At 57.7% G+C, this 21,666-nt stretch carries 22 protein-coding genes and 1 pseudogene; 21 read left to right on the forward strand and 2 right to left on the reverse strand.

The window, feature by feature from the left end; translation table 11 throughout:
• Positions 1–120 precede the first annotated feature (120 nt).
• From NGJ21_RS03155 to NGJ21_RS03175, 5 genes and pseudogenes are all read left to right on the forward strand, one after another.
• Complete coding sequence (locus NGJ21_RS03155; RefSeq protein WP_251961794.1) at positions 121–507, forward strand: hypothetical protein; 387 nt, start codon at positions 121–123, stop codon at positions 505–507.
• Between the two features lie 418 nt (positions 508–925).
• Positions 926–1,123, forward strand: a pseudogene (locus NGJ21_RS03160) (CrpP family ICE-associated protein).
• A 120-nt stretch (positions 1,124–1,243) separates the two neighbouring features.
• The gene (locus NGJ21_RS03165) at positions 1,244–3,154 is read left to right on the forward strand and encodes a DNA topoisomerase (protein WP_251961795.1); all 1,911 of its coding nucleotides are present in this window, start codon (positions 1,244–1,246) and stop codon (positions 3,152–3,154) included.
• A gap of 137 nt (positions 3,155–3,291) precedes the next feature.
• On the forward strand, positions 3,292–3,594 hold the full coding sequence (locus NGJ21_RS03170; RefSeq protein ID WP_251961796.1) for a hypothetical protein: 303 nt from the start codon (positions 3,292–3,294) through the stop codon (positions 3,592–3,594).
• On the forward strand, positions 3,591–5,558 hold the full coding sequence (locus NGJ21_RS03175) for a DEAD/DEAH box helicase (protein WP_251961797.1): 1,968 nt from the start codon (positions 3,591–3,593) through the stop codon (positions 5,556–5,558). The genes NGJ21_RS03170 and NGJ21_RS03175 overlap by 4 nt, the downstream gene beginning before the upstream one ends.
• On the opposite strand, the gene NGJ21_RS03180 is transcribed toward NGJ21_RS03175, so the two are convergent.
• A complete protein-coding gene (locus NGJ21_RS03180) occupies positions 5,548–6,039 on the reverse strand; it encodes a DUF6710 family protein (RefSeq protein ID WP_251961798.1) in 492 nt (163 codons plus the stop codon). The genes NGJ21_RS03175 and NGJ21_RS03180 overlap by 11 nt on opposite strands.
• A gap of 223 nt (positions 6,040–6,262) precedes the next feature.
• Here NGJ21_RS03180 and pilL2 point away from each other — a divergent pair, with 223 nt between their 5' ends.
• The 9 genes from pilL2 (at position 6,263) to pilV (ending at position 16,624) form a co-directional block, all read left to right on the forward strand.
• A complete protein-coding gene (gene pilL2 / locus NGJ21_RS03185) occupies positions 6,263–7,396 on the forward strand; it encodes a PFGI-1 class ICE element type IV pilus protein PilL2 (RefSeq protein ID WP_251961799.1) in 1,134 nt (377 codons plus the stop codon).
• Positions 7,393–9,213, forward strand: a complete 1,821-nt coding sequence (gene pilN / locus NGJ21_RS03190) for a PilN family type IVB pilus formation outer membrane protein (RefSeq protein ID WP_251961800.1) — start codon at positions 7,393–7,395, stop codon at positions 9,211–9,213. Before pilL2 ends, pilN begins: the two co-directional genes overlap by 4 nt.
• 10 nt (positions 9,214–9,223) lie before the next feature.
• Positions 9,224–10,552 (forward strand): type 4b pilus protein PilO2, encoded by a 1,329-nt coding sequence (pilO2, locus tag NGJ21_RS03195; RefSeq protein WP_251961801.1) that lies wholly within the window; start codon positions 9,224–9,226, stop codon positions 10,550–10,552.
• On the forward strand, positions 10,542–11,099 hold the full coding sequence (gene pilP, locus NGJ21_RS03200) for a type IV pilus biogenesis protein PilP (protein WP_251961802.1): 558 nt from the start codon (positions 10,542–10,544) through the stop codon (positions 11,097–11,099). The genes pilO2 and pilP overlap by 11 nt, the downstream gene beginning before the upstream one ends.
• A 221-nt stretch (positions 11,100–11,320) precedes the next feature.
• The gene (locus NGJ21_RS03205) at positions 11,321–12,664 is read left to right on the forward strand and encodes a GspE/PulE family protein (RefSeq protein WP_251961803.1); all 1,344 of its coding nucleotides are present in this window, start codon (positions 11,321–11,323) and stop codon (positions 12,662–12,664) included.
• On the forward strand, positions 12,657–13,823 hold the full coding sequence (locus tag NGJ21_RS03210) for a type II secretion system F family protein (protein ID WP_251961804.1): 1,167 nt from the start codon (positions 12,657–12,659) through the stop codon (positions 13,821–13,823). The genes NGJ21_RS03205 and NGJ21_RS03210 overlap by 8 nt, the downstream gene beginning before the upstream one ends.
• 23 nt (positions 13,824–13,846) lie before the next feature.
• On the forward strand, positions 13,847–14,362 hold the full coding sequence (locus tag NGJ21_RS03215) for a type 4 pilus major pilin (protein ID WP_177010862.1): 516 nt from the start codon (positions 13,847–13,849) through the stop codon (positions 14,360–14,362).
• A gap of 11 nt (positions 14,363–14,373) precedes the next feature.
• Entirely contained in the window at positions 14,374–15,315 is a 942-nt protein-coding gene (locus tag NGJ21_RS03220; protein ID WP_237861098.1) for an ATPase, T2SS/T4P/T4SS family, read from the forward strand.
• Entirely contained in the window at positions 15,305–16,624 is a 1,320-nt protein-coding gene (gene pilV / locus NGJ21_RS03225) for a shufflon system plasmid conjugative transfer pilus tip adhesin PilV (protein ID WP_237861096.1), read from the forward strand. The genes NGJ21_RS03220 and pilV overlap by 11 nt, the downstream gene beginning before the upstream one ends.
• 54 nt (positions 16,625–16,678) lie before the next feature.
• Here pilV and NGJ21_RS03230 read toward each other — a convergent pair whose 3' ends face one another.
• Positions 16,679–16,951: a hypothetical protein gene (locus NGJ21_RS03230; protein ID WP_251961805.1), complete on the reverse strand. Its 273-nt coding sequence runs from the start codon at positions 16,949–16,951 to the stop codon at positions 16,679–16,681.
• A 170-nt stretch (positions 16,952–17,121) separates the two neighbouring features.
• Here NGJ21_RS03230 and pilM point away from each other — a divergent pair, with 170 nt between their 5' ends.
• The 7 genes from pilM (at position 17,122) to NGJ21_RS03265 (ending at position 21,665) form a co-directional block, all read left to right on the forward strand.
• Positions 17,122–17,562 (forward strand): type IV pilus biogenesis protein PilM, encoded by a 441-nt coding sequence (gene pilM, locus NGJ21_RS03235; RefSeq protein WP_251961806.1) that lies wholly within the window; start codon positions 17,122–17,124, stop codon positions 17,560–17,562.
• An 883-nt stretch (positions 17,563–18,445) separates the two neighbouring features.
• Positions 18,446–18,799, forward strand: a complete 354-nt coding sequence (locus tag NGJ21_RS03240; protein ID WP_251961807.1) for a hypothetical protein — start codon at positions 18,446–18,448, stop codon at positions 18,797–18,799.
• A gap of 72 nt (positions 18,800–18,871) precedes the next feature.
• The gene (locus NGJ21_RS03245) at positions 18,872–19,048 is read left to right on the forward strand and encodes a hypothetical protein (RefSeq protein WP_251961808.1); all 177 of its coding nucleotides are present in this window, start codon (positions 18,872–18,874) and stop codon (positions 19,046–19,048) included.
• Positions 19,049–19,499: 451 nt separating this feature from the next.
• Positions 19,500–20,048, forward strand: a complete 549-nt coding sequence (locus tag NGJ21_RS03250) for an STY4534 family ICE replication protein (protein ID WP_182336821.1) — start codon at positions 19,500–19,502, stop codon at positions 20,046–20,048.
• Between the two features lie 166 nt (positions 20,049–20,214).
• Positions 20,215–20,565, forward strand: coding sequence for a hypothetical protein (locus NGJ21_RS03255; protein WP_251961809.1), 351 nt, complete (start codon positions 20,215–20,217; stop codon positions 20,563–20,565).
• Between the two features lie 299 nt (positions 20,566–20,864).
• On the forward strand, positions 20,865–21,185 hold the full coding sequence (locus NGJ21_RS03260) for a hypothetical protein (protein ID WP_182336824.1): 321 nt from the start codon (positions 20,865–20,867) through the stop codon (positions 21,183–21,185).
• Positions 21,186–21,254: 69 nt separating this feature from the next.
• Positions 21,255–21,665, forward strand: coding sequence for a DUF5983 family protein (locus NGJ21_RS03265; RefSeq protein WP_251961810.1), 411 nt, complete (start codon positions 21,255–21,257; stop codon positions 21,663–21,665).
• Position 21,666 lies beyond the last annotated feature (1 nt).

The following is a 21,666-nucleotide window of genomic DNA, read 5'->3' on the forward strand; positions in this document are numbered from 1 at the left end:
GAGGCATCTCCACGGCGTTCTAGCCACAGTCTGGCAGGCGATTTTTCAGGCGCCTCTCGTGAAGTCACTGGGGGCAAGGATAGCGCCCCGCCACCTCTTTCCGCTTCGAGGTAACGCCCCATGCACCCCGACTACCCGGAATATCCATCCGTCAAAGCGACGGTAGACTCCTCGCGCTACATGGAAGCCGTGCAAGCTCTCGAAGGCGTTCGCCAAGTCTTTTACGACGGCGAAACCATCCTACTGCCCGAGGCCGAGGTGAAGTCCATCGAAATGCTTCGCCTCCGGTTCAATGCCACCTTTGAGTGTGGGCAGGCCGAGGAGTATGAGTTTGCGACCAAGGCCCGGGATGCAGGAGTGAAAGCTGAGCTCCTTCGACTTGGGCAGGCAGTTTGCGACATCATAGGTCAACACGCTGAGGTGATGGTTCGTGCCGCACTGGAGAACCCCAGCACGACGCTGCTGGCATGGACGGCACTCTATCGCTCAAGCATGATTCCCCACTAGCTGTGGCACACGGGCATTGGCGTGGGGGCTATTTTCAGGCGCGCCACTCGTGAAGTTTCCGGAGACAAGGACGGATCGTCGCTGTCCCTTCCTCAGAACCTGGCGTCTGATGCCTCACATTACCGGCGACAAGGACCTTCTGTTGCGGCCGCAGCTCGTGAAGCTCCTACGACGAGGACGCGAACTCGTAGCCCAAGGGGCGCTGCAAGCAGCGCTTGCCCAGGTCAGGGGCACATTTGAAATGCCAGCGTTGGTAAATTCCCACTTCCTGAAGGCATCTCCGCTCTACGGCTGCTAATTTGTATCGAAGTGAGCCAGAGGGTCGTAAAAAACGCCCTTGTCGGGGAGTTGCTGATGGCCAGGTCGTTTGAGGCGTGACTCGCCCGGCGTGAACAGTGGCGCTGATGAGGAACAATCGATGCAGAACGAAGATGCCCAGGAGCGAAAAGCGGACAGGCGCCAGTTCAATAACCCCCATCCTGCGGTGTAGGCTGCTGGGGTTGAAGCCGCCGAGAAAGGGCTGCCCATATATGCCTGCCCCTACAAGCACCCGGCCATGCTTGCCTCCTGGTTGAAAGGGTACAAGCGCGCCCAGCAGCTCACCCTCAATTTTTGACCCTTCCTCCGTGGGCCTGAGCCCTACCGAATTCCCTCCCTTCCAGTTGACCATTTCGCGTTGTGCCGTCCCCGGTCGGCGGCAAGAGTGCTCCCTGATTTATCTGTGCAGGGGCACCCTATGAAACTCATGATCATCGAGGCACCGGGCAAGCTGAAGAAGCTTGGGCCCATGATGAAGAAGATCCGCCCTGGCGAGCACTGGGTGGTGGTGGCATCTGGTGGCCACATCCGTGATCTCCCCCAATCGGGTCAGGACGACACGATGATCACAACCGGCGTCTTGAAGACTCTGCGTCCGGTCTACGAGATCCTGCCCAAGAGTGCCCGCAACGTCAGCACCATTCGCAAAGCGCTCAAGGACGCCACGGAGGTGTACATCGCCACCGACCCGGACCGGGAGGGGGAAAGTATCGCCTGGCACATACAGCAGGCGCTGGGGATCCGCGAGTACAAGCGAGTCACGTTCAATGAGATCACCCAAGCCAGAGTACGAGAGGGCCTGGCCAATGCGCGGAGAATTGATGGGCAACTCGTTGCCTCACAAGAGTGCCGGCGAGTGCTGGACCGCCTGGTGGGCTACCTGGTCACGCAGGAGCTTCGCAGAGTCCTGGGCCAACCTACCTCCGCTGGTCGAGTTCAGTCACCTGCCCTCTACCTGGTGGTGTTGCGCGAGCGAGAGATCAGGAACTTCAAGGTGGTCCACCACTTCGGGGTAGAGCTGACCTTCAAGGACGAAACCACCGGTATGGACTGGACTGCCGTATGGCAACCGATCCCCGACTTCGCGAGCAAAGAAAACCCCTATATTCAGGACGGCACACTCGCGGCAAGGGTTGCCGCAACGCGCGCGGTTATTGTCGAGTCATGTGAAGACGGCAAAAAGCGGCGCCCGCCACCCCCACCATTCATTTCATCCACGCTGCAGCAGGCGGCCAGCGTAGCGCTGAAATGGGACCCGGACAAAACCATGCAGGTCGCGCAGCGCCTGTACGAGCAGGGCGTGATCACCTATCACCGGACGGATAACCCCAACTTGGCCGATGAAGCCATGCCAGATATCCAGGCAGTGGCTCGCAGACAAGGACTCGACGTTGTTGACGAGCGCCGGACGTTCAAGGCTGCGGATAGCGCCCAGGAAGGTCACCCCGCAATTGCGCCAACCGCGTGGGAGGATGAAGTCGCAGGCGAGTCTGCTGATGAGCAAGCGCTGTACAAGCTCATCCGGGTCAGGGCGCTGGCCAGCCAGCTCGCAGACGCCATCTACGACGTGCGCATGGCCAAACTGCTGGCCAGGGGGCCGGATCAGAGGCCTCTGCGCTTCGCCGCGACTGGCAGCACTGTCGCCTATCTCGGCTGGATGAAGCTTTTGCAGAAGGACGAAACGGATGAAGAGTCGACCGACATCCCCAAGAATCCGGTACCGGTGCTCGAGCCCAAGCAGATCCTCAGCGTGCTTCAGGGTGAGGTGCTGAACCAGAAGACGAAGGCGCCTGCACGCTTCACCAAGGCCAGCCTGATCAAGGAGCTAGAGCGACTGGGGATCGGACGCCCCAGCACGTTTGCATCGATCATCAAGAACATCACCGGCAAAGGCCTGGTGATTGAGGAGAAGCGCAAATTGGTCCCTGGCCCGTTGGGGGTGAGCACCATCGACCAGTTGGAGGGCCGCTTCAGCTTCGTCGAGCTGGCGTTCACCAGCACGCTGGAGAAGGACCTGGACCGAATCGCACGGGGGGAGGAGCAGTATGGCTCGGTGGTCGCCAAGTTCTTTCAGCATCTCCAGACGGAGCTCGCAGCCCTCCGCCAGGCGCCCACAGTGGCGATGAAGGCGCGTTTGCCTGAAGCTCCATCAGGCAGCCAGGGCGGCCATTCCTGCGGCAAGTGCGGAATGCCACTGGCGCGCCGCCAGAAGCACGGTGATGGGGGTTACGACTTCTGGGGATGCACCGGGTACAAGGTGAACAACTGCCGTGTGAGCTACCCCTCGGTGAGCGGCAAGCCGGATATATCCAAGCCCAGGGGCATGTAGCCGAAATGCTTCGGGGGCGGTAATCCATTTCTCCTGTAGCCGCTTTCCTCCAGCTGCCAATCTGCTCGCTCTTACGGGTGCGGGCAGGTGCACCTTGAATGATGACGTGTTGACTACTCATCCTCCCGGAGGTGCTTGTGGCTCGTTCCAAGAACGTCATTGATCGGCTGAAGGCCGAGCAGGCGAACAATCCGAAGATCCCCCATTATGAGTCCCGACCAGGTGAGTCATGCTGGCCGTTACAACCTGACGACATCAAGACCCTCGGGTACTGGAAGCAGGAACGCAGACGTGTGCCGAAGGGCGCAGAACCAGCTGCATATGTAATCAGTGGCCAGGGAGGATCACTCCACGGCTCGGTGCTCTTAACCCGTTGGGTCGCGGCCTACCACCTCGACCAAACAGTGCCGATGAAGCCCAAGAGCGCGGACGCCAATTGAAACGGCCACGCCTACTCAATACCCAACCAGTGCTGCTCGAAGCCGCTGTGTTTGACGGCTACGACATGGGCATTCTCATGCCCTACATCGAAGGAGCGAACAAGGTCATGCTCGCCCGTAGCGGATTCTTCATCCGCCGTGGCGACCACCCGCTCTACCGCTATTGGCGCGTGCCCAAGGCCAAGTTCATCGATGAGCTGGACCTCGTGTACCACCAGCTAATCGAGCTGGCCGGTGGCAAGATCAGTGAGTCATGGCAGGCATTCCGCCAGAAGATCGAGAGCGCACTGGCCAACCCACGCCGAGACGCTTTCATCTCCGGAATGCTGCTGCGAATTGCCCCGTTGGCCGACGGCGGTGTGCTGCTGTCCGGAGATTATCATCCTGGAGTCGTTGCAGTGGCCCGCCGGATGCGGGGAGTGTTCCTGGGCAAATCCAGCTCGTGGCGAGTCAACGCCACCGCCGAGATCCTGCGCAGCAACCTGGTCCTGGAGCTCGGCCTTGTAGAGGATCAGTTCGAGATCTTGGACGTTGTACAGGAGCTCTTGGGCGATGGCTCTGTGACTCCAGCAGCAGACATTCCTCGCATCAGCCTGGGCGGTGCTCCTCAGGAACCCTCGACAGCCGCCAGCGATGAGGAGAGCTCCAACGACATCTACCTCGCTGCCGTCTCGCCGATCGAACGCACCGAGTTCTCTGATGCCACGATCGCCCAGGCCCTGGTCGGCTATTCCCTGCTCGATCACCAGCCTGCTGGCATCGCTCACCTGCTCCAGCGCACCAGCGCACTGCTGGCTGATGATATGGGCCTCGGCAAGACGCGCCAGGCCATCATCGCGGCGCATATCAGTGCAGCCGGTCGCCCGATCCTGGTGGTGACCCTTTCCTCCTTGCTGATCAACTGGCAGCGCGAAATCCTGGCGGTCTACCCCGACGCGACAGTCGCTGTGCAGAAGCACGACCCGCTGGTCCAATGGATGCTGATCAACTACGAGCGCCTCGGCGACTACGTGCTGCTGGCTGAGCATTACCACGTTCTAGTGGTCGACGAGGCGCACCAGTTGAAGGAGCCGACTGCCGAGCGTACACGCCATGGCTTCGATATCGCAGCCAAGGTGCCGAATCGCTATCTACTGACAGGCACGCCTGTCCTCAATCGCGAGACGGAGCTGCACACCCTGCTACGTCTATCGGGGCACCCAGTCGGCCAGTTGCCCCTCAGCGATTTCTGCGAACGCTTCGCCGGCAGCCCAGAGTTCCGGCAAAACCTCCGGGCAGAACTGGGCGACTGGATGCTTCGCCGGCGTAAAGACGTTCTGCCCGGGCTCAAGGGTAAACACCGGCAGTTGCTGCCCGTGGCGATGGGGCTGGAGGAGCGGAAGAAGTACGACAGCATTCGCCTTGAGGACAGGCCCATCTTTGCCAGGCTCGGCGCGCTTCGCCATTACCTGGAACAGGTGAAGGTCAGAGTCGCTATGGACCTGCTGGGCGAGCTGGACCCCGAAGACAAGGTCATCCTGTTCTGCGAGTTCAAACCCACCGTCGCGCGCCTCAAGGAGCTGTGCGTTGCAGCCGGTATCGGGAACGTCACCCTGGTCGGCAGTGACTCACTCACCAAGCGCCAGAAGGCGATCGACAAGTTCCAGGGCGATCCCGACTGCAGGGCTTTCATCTGCACCACCCAAGCAGCCGGTACCGGCAACAACCTCACGGCCGCCAACTACGTCTTCTTCCTGGGCCTGCCCTGGACACCCGGACAACAGGATCAGGCCGAGGACCGGGCGTACCGGAATGGTCAGCTCAGGACGGTGATCGTGAAGATCCCCCTTGTGGAGAACAGCATCGATCAGCAGCTCTGGCAGATGCTCCTAGCGAAGCGCCAAGTCAGCTTGGAGCTCATTGAGCCGGAAGAGCAGCAGGACGCCTTGGCCAAGGCTATGCTCGCCGCGACCATCAGCCAGTAGATTCGCGTGGGAGGTCGACCAGCAAGCGTGCGATCTCCCAGGCCCATCCGAATTCAACGTAGATTGGTGAACCATACTTCTCGCCGGTCTTCCGACAGACCCAACATTCGCCATCAAAACGCACTCCCCTGATGATCTCGGTAACGTCATAAACATCATCAGGTACGTGCACCCCTTCCCCGCCCAGAATGCCTTGGGCGATCGAATGGTTACCGCCGTTGACCCAAACTATGTTTAACGGCTGCATCAGGGTCACGCTATGGTTTGGATCCTGCACGAACGCGCCGAGTTCACGCCCCTCCCCGATCATGCCGAGGCTGTTGAGTATGCTGCTTTTCGACCACAGAGTCGGGATTACCATGTCACTGGCCAACCGGATGCGTGAGCTCTGATCCACTGGCCGACGGCAATTCTTCAGCAGAAATGCGGCCCAAGTGCCGTTATCGGCGTAACCATCCCACAGCCCACCAAGTGAGCTCATCCAGTGCAGCGACTGAGGGCCCGCATGCCGAGGTCGAAGCAGTGCGTCTCGTAAGTGGTTGATCTTTTCCAGTCCGAGGTCAGGCCAACCTCGGCGCCCCAAGTAGCAACTTACTTGCGTTCCATCAACCGCGCCGGAAATTCTAACCCTGTGTGATATTGATTTCCTGCTGCATGAGAATCTGCTGGCTGTCACCGTGCCCTCAATGACTACAGGGGGCCTCATGATCAGGCAGTTGACCACTCTCTCGCTCGCCGCACTCGTTGCTGGTTGTGCGATTCAGAAGGCTGAGCAGCCGCCGAAGCCGGCGTTCGATAGCAGCCGTAATCCCGAATGGCTGTCTCCGGACATCTACCCAAACGGTGCAAGTCCGGAGAAGGAACCAGTCGTTCGGTATGGCCGCTACACCTTGGTGAGCACCCAACCCGATGCGAGCCAGCGCGACCTGATGGCACAGATCATCGACGTGACCATTCCGTCCAGCATGAACCCGAGCGTTCGGGATGCCATGCTCTACGTTGTCGACCGATCAGGGTACGCCCTCTGCCCGCCCAGCTCGCAGCACGTCAACATCCTGTACACCCGACCTCTACCGGCAGCCCAGTACAAACTTGGCCCGATGACGCTGCGCAATACCCTCCAGGTCCTCGCCGGCCCAGCCTGGCAGGTGAAAATCGATGAAGTGAACCGCCAGGTGTGCTTCGTGCTTCGCCCCGGTTACCAATTGCCAACCCCGTCGACGCCGGCAGGCCAGCTCTACGCCGACAAAGCGCGGGCTCCTGGAATCAGCTCCGCTACACCGGCCTCGACGCCAGGCGTAGTCGTCGCCGCAGTGCCTACTCCCGCCCCCATCTCCACGACTACGCCCGCTGTCGCAGCCCCAGCGCCAGTGGCTCCCGCGCTCCCCCCAGTGGCACCCGCCAAGGATGGCTCTATCCCGGCTGAGATGGTAACCACCGCGGCTAAACCTTCGACACCTGCGTCCCCAGCACCGAAAGCGCCCAACCAACTTGCAGCATCCAAGCCAGCGGCTGCCGTGACCACTACAGCAGTGGCGACCCCGGCCATCGAGGTCAAGCCCGCCCCCCGGCCGCTGCCCCAGGTATGGACGGCCGAAGTTGGATCAACCCTGCGCGATAGCGTTGAGGAATGGGCCAAGAAAGCCCGGTGGCGCGTGGTCTGGGCCCAGGAAGACCTCAACTATCCGATCGAGGCACCGCTGCACTTCGAAGGCTCGTTCCAGGAAGCCATCAAGCAACTGTTCCCACTTTACGACAACGCTCCTCGACCCTTCGTGGTCGACGGTAGCGAGGGGGCGCAGAGCGTCCTGCACGTAGCTGAGAGGAAAAAGAAATGACCAAGTCCGCTTGGGCACGCTGGGCCCTGACGCCGATTGCCATGGCAATGTTGACCAGCTGCGCGCTGCAGCGCGTGAACGAGTCATTTGACCGCTCGGAATATGAAGGGCGAACTGCAGGGCAATACACCAAGTACCTGCAGAATCAGCAGCCTCAACAGACTCGTGAAACCGTGGTTTTCAGCAACAAGCCGTGGGTGTCGACGCAGCCGCTGGTGAGCAAGCGTGGGCTTCCCTTCGCGCTCGATGCCGACATCGCATATCGCCCGGCAGGGGCTGTCTCGATTTCTCAGCTGGCCCAGTACATCACCAAGGAAACAGGCCTGCCGGTAATCGTGGCACCTGATGCAATCAACCCGGCAATTCTGTCGCCTGGGAAGTCGGACAAAGCGGGCCAGCCAACGCCTCCTGCAGCAAACCCCGACAGCTTGGCCGGCCTCATGCCAAGTTCGGTGATGGGTGGCTATGTTGGTACGACCACCTTCGACCTCGGCATTAGCTCCAGCAGTTTGATCTCGGGCCTCAAGTACTCAGGGAAAGTATCCGGTCTCCTCAACCAGGCGACCTCTCAGCTCGGCCTGTCCTGGCACTTTGACCAGGAACTACGAGGCGTGCGGATCACCTACTTTGATACGCGCACCTTCGATGTGTGGACCTTCGGCGATGTCCTGGAAATCGAGAGCACGGTGAAGTCCGGCCTGCTGACCTCGACAGGCAGCGGAGATACCGGCTCGTCCAGCTCCTCGGGCGCCACAGGGGAATCTGGGAGCAACCAGAGCACCAAGTCGACCTACAAGACATCGTTGATGACCGACATCGAGAACGATGTGCGCGCGATGCTCAGCGTACAACCGCCCGGGCGCTTGTCGCTTTCGCGCTCCACCGGTTCGCTCACCGTCAGCGATCGTCCTGACGTATTGAACCGTATCGCGGCCTACCTCAAGGACACCAACCGCAGCATCACGCGGCAGGTGCTCTTTAACGTCAAGGTCTATGAAGTGAACTTCACCGACAGCGATCAGACAGCCATCAACTGGAGCGCCGTCTACAAATCGATCTCCGGCAAATGGGGTTTTGGACTCAGCAACACCGTTGCCGGCATCAGCTCCGAGGCGATCTCTGCAACCGGCAGCATTCTCGACACGTCCAGCTCGCCGTGGGCTGGCTCGAAAGCCGTCCTCCAAGCCCTGTCGGAGCAAGGCCGGGTGTCGGAGGTCCGCTCTCCTTCGGTCACAACACTCAACTTGCAACCCGCGCCCATCCAGATCGGTAACGTTCAAAGCTACGTCGCCTCGAGCTCAACCACCACCACTGCCTCGGTAGGTTCAAGCACTGCCCTGACGCCGGCAACCATCACCAGTGGCTTCAACATGATGTTGCTGCCGAAGCTCCTGGACAAAGAGAACATGCTGCTGATGATCACGTTAAGCATCAGCAGCAAGCCCACCTTCAAGGACTTCGAAAGCAATGAATCGAAGATCCAGACCACTGACTATGACACCAAGAACGTTGCCCCCAAGGTGCGGCTGCGCAGCGGTGAAACACTCGTCCTCACCGGGTTCGATGAGAACAGTGAGAACGCCGACAAGAGTGGTGTAGGAAGTGCCAGCTTCTTTGGCCTGGGAGGCGGCCGCAAGCGCGCTACCACACATAGCTCCATGGTCGTACTGGTAACGCCGATCGTTCTACCCGACAGCCTGTCCAGCAACTGGAGCATTCCTTACCCCCTCAGCAGCCCTCAGTTCAGCTTGAATGGTGCCGCTCCCGCCTCCCGCAACCACTGCAGGCCGCCAATTAGCGTCTGCAAGGTTCTTTGAGGTGCCAACAATGAGCACTGAAACTCAGTTGCCACGCGCCTCACGGGTACAGATCCTGCACCACCGGGGCCGAGCGTTCGTCACCGGATTGCGCTGGCACCCGCTGGGCAGCGTGACTGGCCACATGAAGGAAGCTCGCCAGTTCGGTAAGGACAACAAGCTCGATATCGTCACGATTCGACGTAACCCGCGAATTATCCAGGCCGGCTTCGTTGCTCGTACCGATGGTGTGACCAAAGGGATGTACTCCCTTGCCTCGACTCTGGCTGGGCAGCTCGGTGAGTCCTGGATAGCCGCGTGGCGAGTGAACCCGGACGAAGATCGATACGCGCTCGTCGCTGTTTATAAGGGCGGCATCATCCCTGGCTGTGACGTAATTGGCTCGGAAGTCGAAATCCGCCGCCGAGTGGCGCAACAGCGCAGCCGCGGGATTGAGTTTGAAGAGTGGTATTTGCCCACCGAATTCGACATGGGGGGCAAACCACTCGATGTCGATGAGCTGCTCCAGCCGTCGAAGCTCAAGCGCGAGTATCGACTACGTCCATTGGTGTTCGGGCTATCCAGAGCAGAGCTGTCCCAGCTAGCAATCGCAGGAATCGTTGTTACAGCAGGGCTTATCGGTTGGTCGCAGTGGAGCGCCTACCAGGACCAGGTTGAGCTGGAGAAACGGTTGGCGGCCGAGCAGAAGCGACTCGAAGAACTCGCCAGGCTGGAGCGGGAGAGTGGCAGCACTCAGCCTGCACAAGCATTGGAGCACCCTTGGGCAAAACGTCCCTCGGTCGGAGACTTTGTGGACGGTTGCAGCAAGGTCATCTACTGGCTGCCCCCCAGCATCGATGGCTGGGTTTATGCTGACTCTGTATGCGACGGCTCCCAGGTTTTGACCACCTACAACCGCACAGGCAACAGTACTGCTGCTGATCTCATCTCCGCCACAAAGGGTGTCTTCTCGGGTCCCCCTGCATTCTTTAACCAGGGTAATTCCGCGACGCTGCCTTACGCGATATCTCTGCCTGCAGCAGGTGACGAACCACTGCTGAACGTAGCCGAAGCAACTGCGAACTTGACGTCTTCGCTTCATCGATTTTCTCAAGAACCGACGCTCACTGAAGTGCCCGTTGCCGTGCCCCAAGAGCCCGCCCTGCCAGGACAACCGGCTCCTCCCCCGCCTCCGCCCCCTGAGTGGAGGCAGTTTGAATTGAAGTACAGCACAAGTGTGCTACCGCACGACTCGCTCACGGACGTACCCGTCCAGGGGCTGAGGTTGCGCGAAATCAAGGCTGAGTATCAGGCCAACCATTTGATGTGGACTGTGACAGGTGATCTGTATGCGAAATAACGCCGTGGGCCTCTTGATCGTCGCGGCGTTCGCTACGAATGCCTTCGCGACCCCTTCGGAATTGTCTGGCATCAGCATTGGCGAGCTAGGGAAGGTACAGAGCGAGACAATTTTGTTTAAGGCCAAGGCCGAACGAGCCAAGGCCGAGCGAGAGATGAAGGGCGAATCAAAGCCATCGGCTCAATCAGTAACCAATGGGGTAAGCAATCCCTTTCCTGCGCCTCAGCCTACTCAATACCTGCCCACTGAAAGCAAAGCAGCTGCCACCTTAGATCTCCCTGTGATCAAGGCCGTCACGGGCTCAGCTCGCAAGATGCAGGCGACCCTGCTCTATAGCAGCGGTATCGAGATTGATGCCCTCATCGGCCATGTGGTGCCTGGAGGCTATCGCGTTGCTCAGATCACGCTGGACGGAGTGACGCTAGAGCGGCAGGGCAAGCGATTTCCCTTGGGGTTTTCTGCGCAGGCCCCATCGGTAGCCATCCAGCCCCCTGCCCTCACTCAGCCGGCAAATGTCATGCCGGGCATGTTTCAAACCAAGCCCTGAGGTAGCGCCCAGTGACCATACTTACAGCTCCAAGTCCCATCGACAGCCTTTCGGCTGACGCCGCCCCAGCCGCTTTGTTCGCCCCAGCCTACGCCGTCTTGACGGCTCCTGGGGGCAGGTTCGAGGTCAAGCCCGAACTACGCCTTTTCTGTGCACTGACCGAAGACGGCACACTTCATGTGTCAACCCAGCACCAGACTGATCCTTGGGTGATGGCCTTTATGGATCAACTCGACCATGCAGAGTTCGACTATAGGATCTCGACGTGCTCGATGACGGACATCAAAGCGCTTTACCAAACCTCCGCCCAAACCGGCGCTGGGCTAGCACAAGTCGACACCGACCGTCAGGCTCATGCCTTGCAGATACTGGGCGATGCCCATCGCCGTGGGGCCAGTGACGTTCACATTGTCGTCGGCCATGACATCTCGAAGATCTTCTACCGCCTACATGGACTGCTCTGGGAGGCGCGCCAGGAGTCAAGTCTCGTCGGTCTGGAGCTATGTTCAGCGCTCTACAACAGCATGTGTGACGTCACCAAAGATCACTACCAACCGCAGATCGCACAAGACGCGCGCGTTGGTCGGGAATTCGTGCAACAGCTTGGGCTATTCGGAGCCAGGGTAGCTACGCGTCCGCTCGTCGACGGTCCGCTGATGGTCATGCGTCTTCTTTACGACGATCAAAGAAAGATGACGCTTGAAGACTTGGGCTTCTTGCCGGCGCAAATCGACCAGTACGCGCGTCTTCGCAGTCTGCCATATGGGGTGAACTTGATCACCGGCCCGACTGGTTCCGGAAAGTCAAAATCCCTGCAGGTGAACTTGAATCTGCTCCACGACGAGACGCAGGGTACGAGGCACATTCTGACCCTCGAGGATCCCCCTGAGTATCCGCTGAAAGCCAATCAATCACCCTTGAGTAGCGGTGAGACTTGGAACCACGGAATTAAAAACTCAGTCCGCCTGGACCCAGACATCCTAATGTACGGAGAACTGCGGGACGTTGAGTCTGCTCAGGCCGCGTACAGCGGGGGCATGACGGGGCACCAGGTTTGGTCGACGTTGCACACGAACAACGCTGTCGCTTCCCTTCAGCGTCTGATTGACATGGGGGTGCCCAAGTACCTGGTGACGGATCCTGCCCTCACCACCGGCATCATCAATCAGTCACTTCTTCCAGTTCTCTGTCCTTCATGTCGCGTTCCATTGTCTGAGAGCCTCAGCTCGATTACTTCTGGTCTACTTTCTCGCCTGGAACAACTGGGGATCGTCGATCAGGTCAATCTGCGCGGCGAAGGCTGCTCATGCTGTAGACAACTCGGTGTCGTCGATCGAACCGTGGTAGGTGAGGTGTTGCTCACCGACCTGCAGTTCATGGGTGTCTTCTCGGAAAGAGGTGCCAGCGCTGCGCGTAGGCATTGGGTAAAGGAGATGGGGGGCATTACCAAGATTGCTCATGCCATCACAAAGATCGAAACGGGAATCATCGATCCTCGGCACGCTGAGACCATTATTGGCCCGCTCGATTTTGACCGCCAGTTAGTCGAGCTCTCCCATGCTTGATGCCCTCCAAGACTTTCGCGCTGGCTTGAAAGAGGCGTCCCGAGGATGGGTCGAAACCTTCTATGCCAAACAATTTGGTAAGAAGGAGCGCGTCCAGTTCTATGAGAGCCTCATGGGCGTGCTTGAGGATGGCATCCCGATCGAGGTCGCTCTGGAGACGGTTGAAAAAGCCTTTAGCAATAACGGCAAGGAGCTGCATCCGGTATCGATCATCTGCGGCGAGATCGCGATGACGGTGCGTGGAGGTAAGTCCCTCGCGCACTCCTGCAGGGCTCACGTCCCTTACGATGAAGCGTCACTGATCGAGACGGGAGAAGAAACCGGGAACTTGGTGCAGGCGTTTCGTGATTGCGTGCGGATCATTGAGATTCGCCAGCGAATCAGCCGGCTGGTCCGATCGGTAGTTGCACTCCCATCGTTGACCTGGAGCCTGATGTGGGCGCTTTTGTATGTCATTGCCCTGTGGATGGTCCCTTCCATGACAAGGCGATCAGATCCAGAGAGCTGGACGGGTGTCCCCGCGCTGCTCTACCACCTGTCGAACTTCGTCACCCAATACGGTTTGGTACTCCTGATCAGCCTGCTGGCGGTAATCGTCATGGCTGTAGCAACACTCCCCGTCTTTTGCGGGCTCAAGATCAAACCTGATAGCCCAACCTGGCAAGTCCAAGTGAGCAGGACTCTGCAAGTCGCGCGCCTGCGCGTTGAGTCATTCCCTCCCTGGTCTCTGTACAAGGTTCTGCACGGCTCGATTTTCCTGCTGAACATGTCGGTCATGTTGCGTACCGGCATCAATCAGCTGGATGCCTTAGCAATTCTAAACAGGAGCGCTCCACCCTGGCTCCGTGAAAGGCTCGACGCCATTCACTACGGCGTCAGCTCAGGCAAAAACTTCGGCGAAGCGCTGAAGCTCGCTGGACATCAATTCCCCGATGCGATGGCCATCCACTACCTGGAAGTCTTGGCAACACGAAGGGGATTTGCCGAGTCCATGGAGCGTTTTGCCAATCGGTGGCTGGAACAAACCCTCATCCGCGTTGGTGCGACCTCCACATTCCTGATCGCCATGTCCTCGGTCTGCATGGGCGTCCTGATGATCTTAGTGGTTGTCGGGATCTTCCAGATGGCCGGAAGCGTAATGGACTCAACCAGCTTTTAAACAGTAACCAAGGAGTAACAAGCATGGTAACTCGTGCCAAACGTACACAGGCAGGTTTCCTCTCGATTGACGGTGTTTTCTGGTTAATGCTGATCGCTGTAGCGCTCGGTTTCATCGTCTGGATGAGCTGGAGGATGATCGGTAATTCCGATGTCGCCATTGAACAAAGCAACATCAGCACTCTGATTGCTAATACCAAGAAACTTAAAGGTTCCACTGGCTACGGGGCTTCTGGTCAAAGCCTGGTGACTTCTCTGATCAATATCGAGGGTACCGGATCGATGGGAATTTCCGGCACCACCCTGTTGAACCAATGGAACGGTGCCGTGACGGTCGTCAGTAACGGCATGACTTTCACTATCTCCGAAGCCAACGTTCCGAAGAGCGCATGCATCACCTTGGCAACCAAAGTGGCCAAAGACAAGCAAACCACGACCACTATCAATGGGGGAACAGCAACCACGGGTGAGGTGTTGGCGACTGCAGCAACCACCAGCTGCTCGAGCAATACAAACACCATGACCTGGACCACCTATTGAAGGAGCTGCGTGTGAGCGCCATCTCCGAAGCCAACTTCGTCGACCTCTACCTCGGCGACGGTTTCGCGGACGTGAAGGGGCTGCCTGGGCAGCCCACTCGTGTTCCTGCGCCTCACGAATGGGGAGTCGAAATTGATCAATTGCGCGAGCGTTGCCAAGAGCACTTCAACAAAACGCAAGAGCCCGAGTTCTCGCTTATTTTTGAAGGTGCGGTTTACCGAGTCACTCAGCTTCAGGATCTCCACGCTCAATCGCTCTTTGTACTGAGCAGGTCTGTGGTTCAGATTCTCCCGCTGGACGATATCGGGCTACCTGATGAACTTTATAAAAGCCTGTTCAACCCTGGCATCCGGGGGCTGATTTTCATCTGCGGTGAAATGGGCTCCGGCAAGACCTCAAGTGCAGCCTCGATGGTCGCTGCAAGGCTCCAGGAGCTAGGGGGAATGGGGTTAACCGTCGAGGATCCTCCTGAGCCTCTGCTGCATGGCGAGCATGGGCTTGGGCGCTGCATCCAGATTCCTGTATCCCGTCGCCAAGGTGGATACGAGGAGGCGTTGATACGTGCGCTAAGAACGCGCGCAGAGATTCTAATGGTGGGTGAAGTGCGCGATACACCGACAGCCGCGCAAGTTGTCCAGGCTTCGATCAATGGTCATTTCATCATCTGCACCGGGCATGCCGGCAGCGCCACCAAAGGCATTGAGCGACTGGCCTCGCTGGCACAGCCACTGATCCCCAATGCGAAAGACTTACTGGCTCAAGGACTCATCGCCGTAATCCACCAGGCCCTGATCCCCGACGCATCTGGCTTCAAGCGACTGAAACTTGAATGCCTGTCTCTGGTTGGACCGGACGCACCTGGTATCCGCGAAAAGATCCGTGTCGGCCAACTGCAGATGCTTGAGCAAGACATCGCCAACCAATCCTCCAGGAGCCTCTGGAATGATCAATAAACGCAATCAGGCGGGGATGCTTAGCGTCGATGCCGTCATGGCTTTGCTCGTGCTCTCTGTGCTCATCACCCTGGGCTCCGTGTGGATCATCAAGCAGATGGACGCCCAGGACTTCAGGATCGCTGCAGACAAGCAGAGGGCGGTCGCAGACGCAGTCAGCAAGTACCTCAAAGACAACTTCAGTACTGTGCTGGCGAGCGCCACCGCTACGAATCCGGTGCAGATCACAGTACCCATGCTTCGCAACACGAACTTCCTGCCGGCCGGGTTCACTGACACCAATGGGTTTGGCCAGACGATCGTCGGGCTAGCTCGCAAGCCGAATGCCAACCAGCTGGAAGCAATCGTTCTCACCACCGGTGGCCAGGCCATATCGGAGCTTGGCATTCGAACAATTGCAGAAAACCTGGGTGGCCCGGGAGGCTTCATTTCTTCAAGCAATACCAATCTAATTCAGGGGGTGCGCGGTGGCTGGCAAGTGACCCTGAGCAACTACGCCATCAACCCCGGCGCCGGCCATACCGCAAGCGCCCTGTTTCTAATGGATGGCCAGCTCGCCAATGACTATCTGTATCGCAATGCGGTGCCGGGCCACCCCGAGCTGAACAGCATGAACACCGACCTCAGCATCGGAGGCCACAATATCAACAACGCAGCTGCCATCACTGCGTCTGGAAATGTGACAACCAGTGCCGACGTTAGTGCTCGCAACGTGACGGCGACAAATACCGTGACGGCAGCCACCGCGAACATCACTGGGGAAACCTATACGGGTGGCTGGTTCAGATCACGTGGTGACACTGGCTGGTACAACGAAAAGTGGGGCGGAGGCATCTACCAGTCGGATCCGGACTGGGTACGTATCTACAACAACAAAGGCCTAGCGACGGGAGGGGCTGTGGTCGCAGGGCAGGTGGTTTCTAACGGCACTATCACCGCCAGTGCCCGTCTTTCCACAAATGAATACCTCTCTATAGGCGGACTGGCGACAGCAGGCGCAGCCTGTAATGATAGCAAGCTCATCGCCAAAAACTCTGCAGGACTCACACTGTCTTGCCAAGCTGGCGTCTGGACTGAGTCAAAGAGTAAATTTGATATTTCTCAATGCGGTATCGGCGAAAGCACATCCATGCAGTGGCCACGCACAGGCATGTCAAGCGATATATGGGTCACGGCAGGCGCGGTCAAATGGCACGTCAATAACCTACCTAACGGTAAAGTTATTGGTGCATTAATAAATCCTTCCGAGTTTCAATGCATGCCCTATCTTTGGGCTGGAAGCATGTATGCTATGTGCTGCCCCAAATAACCACATAAACTCTCAGAAAGCACCATTATGCGCATCTTGAATTAATTGTAATACCTAGGGATAGTGACCTTGCTGCTCAGCCACTGGCTTACTTTCCCTAACATTCTCTTCATCTTCTTCATCGTTGAGGAATGACGCTACGAAAAATGACAGAGCGCCAGCACTCAACGCAACAAACAGCGGCATCAGAACTCCGCCATCAAACCAAGCGTCGAAGATTGAGGGCACCTGAAGAAAACTTAGAACAGCAGCGAGAAAAAATGCATACATGCCACCCTTCAACCCTTTCGTTGTCAAATAAGCAGCCATCCAAACGCTATCTTTCATAAAATTTCCATAGATAGAACACGCTACTGGAACGTTAACCGCAGCCACTCCGGGTGGCCACTCAATAGCCATCATACCTGATTCGCGCTAAGCCTGAACCCCGCTTGGAGTATTTTTAGTACCTTCGCCCGGCCACGATCGGCCTGACAGCCACCGAACGAGAGGTTCGTATGTCGTTTAACTGGATAGTATTGACCGTCCTTTTGATTGCCATAGGGGTATCAAGTCAGCATCTGGAGCAATCGCTGCGGCTGTCTGATTACGCGACTGTGGATTCACTAAGTCGAAACTTCCTTGTCTACAGATCTGCAGCCGCTCAATACGCAAAGACACATCCAACATTCAGCGGCATTCCTGCAGACGCATCGCTGTCGCTTCCCCGGTGGTTTACCAAACCTGACGGGATCGCAGCGTATTTGGTATCTGGCCAAAGCTACACGTTCGTGACCGGCGCCCCCCCACCTGGATTACCTGCTGCGCTAGCCGAGCGCACTCAGTCCATCACGGTAGGCGTGAAGCGCTCTGGAAGGCTTTTTTCTCCGCTGGCGGGAACCACTAGTCTCACATTGCCATCAGTGATACCGGAGGATGCTATCGTAGCGGTCAACTAGAGTTGAACCTGTGTTGGTGTATCGGCTTGCATCTGTACGGTGCCCGCAACATAATGCTATCAATAATAGTTCAACCCCGCTGGCTACTGACGGTCATCAGTAGCGCCCAGGTATTGTGGTTCGCCCCAATGCCAAACCTTAAGCACGCTATAGCTCCGGGAAGGGCGTGCGGATCTGGTTGTGATTCTCCCTGTGCCTCCCTGCTCTCTCTAGTCGCGCAGCCGTCTAACTCGTGATGATCGAGTCCAAAGGTATACAGAGTCCCAAGAGGTTCGGTGCTTCTTAGCTCCAAGGGCCACACTGGTGATGTGGCCCCACTCTTTTCTTTCCCTTTGGGTAGCCTGATGGACTTCAAGCGAGGTCCATCAGGCTACCCAATGGGTATCCCTACTCCTGCCGGTGGCCCGCCGGCGATAAGACGGGCTCCTTTTGTGCGCGGATGCGTGCCTCACGTTTGCTGGCCAAAGCCACGAGAATGGCCAGGTGATGAGAATCGAGACGATCAATGCCCAGGGATCGACGATTCCGACACAGGTGGCTCCTTCTACTTGTTTTCAAAACACGGCTGGATCGCCTTTCGAGGCTGGTCCAGTCGGCCTTCTCTCTTTCCCCGCCCCATTTCCATCCCCCGCCGCTTGACACACCCCCTCCCCGCTCCGATTATTAAGCCGTGATCTGCTGACGTCGTCAGCAACATGCCCAATGCAGCCCGGATCCGTAAAGCTGCTGCACGTTCTACGTGTGATCCTCCCAAGGTCGTTCAGCTTCTGGTAGCACGACCGGTCGACTAACCGTCGATAGAAGCTCCTTCCGCAAACCCAGTGGGGAATCACTTCCCCTTGGGTCAGTGTTTCTCCGCATTTCAAACCGCAGGAGAAACACCATGACCACAATGTCCGCAACAACGACCGGCTTCCGTTTTGGCTATGCGCTCGGCACCCTCACCCGAGAGTTCCTGCGCTCCATGAAACGGACAACTCCGCCGGTCCCAGCCCAAGCCCAGCCTGTAGCTCATTTCGCGAGCATATCGCCCATTCGAAACGACTGGGATGAGCTTTGCCGCGTTCCTACCCTTGCACGCCGCGGCGTTGATCTGAACCAGTGGTTCGATACCAACACCAAACCGGTACCACCGACCAAGCGCCGTGTCCGTCAGCGAAAGCCGGCCCACCGCAAAGCACCTGAGCCACGTATGGGCTCGCTGAACGATCTCATAGCCCCAGTCGCTGCGATCTAACCCTTCTCCCTCCCCATCCTGTGCCAGGCACCCTTCCTGGCAAGGTGAGGGCCTGGCGATCTAAGGAAAGCCATGGCATCCAAAAAACGCGCCGCTGTAGCGGACGACCTTCGCAAGATCGGCACCACAGCTGTTGCTGCCGCCCTCGTAGGCATTTTTCTGAGCACCAGTCGGCTGCTTACCGCTTTCGCCCTGGCTGTAGGTGCTGTAATCTGGGTAGTAGGTATTTACCTCACACCGGAGGACTGACATGAGCCAGACCACATTCGGTATCGTTGTGCTGACATCCCTGCTCGTACTCTGCTTGGGTATGGCAGCCTGGGCAGATTGGCCCAATGTCAAACGTCAATGCCAGAAGCTTCTGCGAGTGCATTGAACGTCGATTCCCCTACAAACCCTCCTCCCGGAGGGTTTTTTGTTCAAGGGCTTGACAAAGTATTTCGCCGTTTCCATCCTTGAGCCTGTGAGCTGCTGACGTCGTCAGCACCCCAAACCCGAGTAGTCATGATCTGAAAGACTGCCACGCCCCTTCAGGCGTTGATCAACCCAAAATCGCCAAGCTTCCGGTAGAGCGATTGGTCAATTTTCGAATTGATGGAAGCCCTCCCAACTTGCAATACCATCTAACCCATGCGGGGAATACTTTCCCCACCTGGGCGAAGTGTTTCTCCGCTTTCGCTATTGAAACTGGAGAACCACAATGAGCAATCAATCCAACGAAGCCAAATTCTTCGACCTGCACACCACTGGCATCGGTTATCTCAACCGCATTCGCGAAGTGAAGCCTCGTGGTAAAGGCAAACCCTTCTGGGCGGTAACTGTTGCAGCCCTTCGTGGTTCGACAGACAACGCCGAATACACCTACATTGACTGCAACGCAGTCGGCGCAGAAGCAGAAACCCTCATCAAGCGCTGCCAACAGGCTGTTGAAGCCGGTAAGAAAGTGCTCGTTTCTTTCCGTATCGGCGACATGTGGGCTGATGCATTCACCTATGAGAAAGGCGAGAAGAAAGGTCAAGCCGGCGCAAGTCTCAAAGGCAGACTGCTCTTTATCGGCTGGATCAAAGTTGATGGCAATCTGGTGTACGAAGCGAAGCCGAAAAACACCACTCCAACAGCTGACAATCAGGGACAACCTGGTATGGATCAACCGTTGAATCAGGAACAGCCAGCCTCCGACCAGTTCGGTGAACAGCCTCAACCTGACCTCGGTAGTGACCTTTCCCAGGAGGCCCACCAGGCCGCATAACCCCTTCCAAGGCGCTGATTTCAGCGCCTTCATTTCCTGCCGCATAGAGACGCACATTCTTCGGGTCATTCAGGGTCTGATGAATCCAAGTGATCTGTAGCAATTAACTTAACCGTATCGGGTACATCACCCGGGCGGGCTGGTGACCCCTCATCGGAGAATCACCATGTCCCAAGCCACTCAAGTCTTCAATGGCGTGCTGTTCGTCACCCACCCCTCGACCCCGAAAGCTTTCATTCGTGTCGATGTCCTCCAAAAGCAGTTTGCTGAACGTGTAACTGAGTGTCGGTTGAAGGCGATGGAAACCAGCGCATATCCGCCTGAAATCAAGCTGATCTGCCTGAGATTGCTGTTAGATCAAGTAAGGCCTTTGCAGTTTCCCCACGCCGAGATGTTTAAGCGTGAAGCGGAACGGCAGGGTGTTCCACTTGATAACCAGGCGTACCTGGTGGTCGAAGCAGCAGCGACCCGACAACTGAAAGCCCACTACCTGGACATATCCTTTTACTGGGGCTGATTCTCTCCCACCCCAATCCCGACGGATAAAACCTTCGGGAGAGGTGCAAGCCCAAGCAAATAGCACCTGGTTGGTAGCTGAACACCTCCACCAGGGATACGAATTCGGATTTGGTTCACTGTCGTTGACAGTGCCTTTGGGAGCCCGGGTTTAAGGCTCCAGCGCATTGCGCCAACCCACCCAAGATCGCTCAGCACTCGGTAGCGCGATCACATCACTCGGTGATGGAGTGCCCCTTTATACCAACCCGCGGGGAACTCATCCCTGCGGACGAGGCCTCGCTTTTTTGGAGTCCTCACATGACCTTTCCCTCTGCCTCGAGCGAGGCATACCTCACCCTCCCAGTTGTCTTGGACAACGCTGCGTGGATGCGAGCGGTCTATCTCGAAAACCCAGCCAGGGTGGCCGAGATGAGCCAACGCCTTGCGACCGTCGTGCAATCGGCGTGGCAGGAGCTCAAGCAGCAACCCCTGGCCACTGACCTTTCCTTTGGCGTGTACACGAAGCGCCACATCGGCCGTGATCGCGATTGGGTTGCCCTCACTTTGCGAATCGTGACGCCCGAGGACGCCCCTTCCTATATCCAGATCCAACTGCAGCCTGCTGCAGACGCCGCCTGACTCAGCCATTTTTCTCACCCAGAGGGGTCACCCTCTGGGGTGGCTTCCCTCTTCACTGGAGCAAGCCCCATGGCACATTCCCCTAACCCCTTCCAAATTGCCGGCGACGATCGCCCAGATGTGACCAACTGCTACTGCCAGGCATTCGAGATCAACTCTGCGCACCTGCCAGAGGAGGACTGGATGGACCTGCAGGCGATTGTCGAGACTGCCGACACTACCCTACTCCACTTCGAGTGTTTCACCTTACCCGACAGCGATGCGATCGGCTTCAAGATCCTGAGCGCGCCCTGGACTGACCATCACCTTGGACAGTACTGGGGGTATGACCTGCAGACTCTGCACGCGATGCAGGCTGCTGAAGGGTTCACTGAAGAAACCATCCGGGTCCTCACACTCGCTGCACAAGCATGCTTGAGATTCCTGGTACTGGATCCCAACAGCAACACGCTTGAAGGTCTTCCCCTCTTCGATTGCTGAA

This window comes from Pseudomonas sp. Marseille-Q5299, from assembly GCF_943737035.1.
GTDB classification, from domain to species: domain Bacteria; phylum Pseudomonadota; class Gammaproteobacteria; order Pseudomonadales; family Pseudomonadaceae; genus Aquipseudomonas; species Aquipseudomonas putida_E.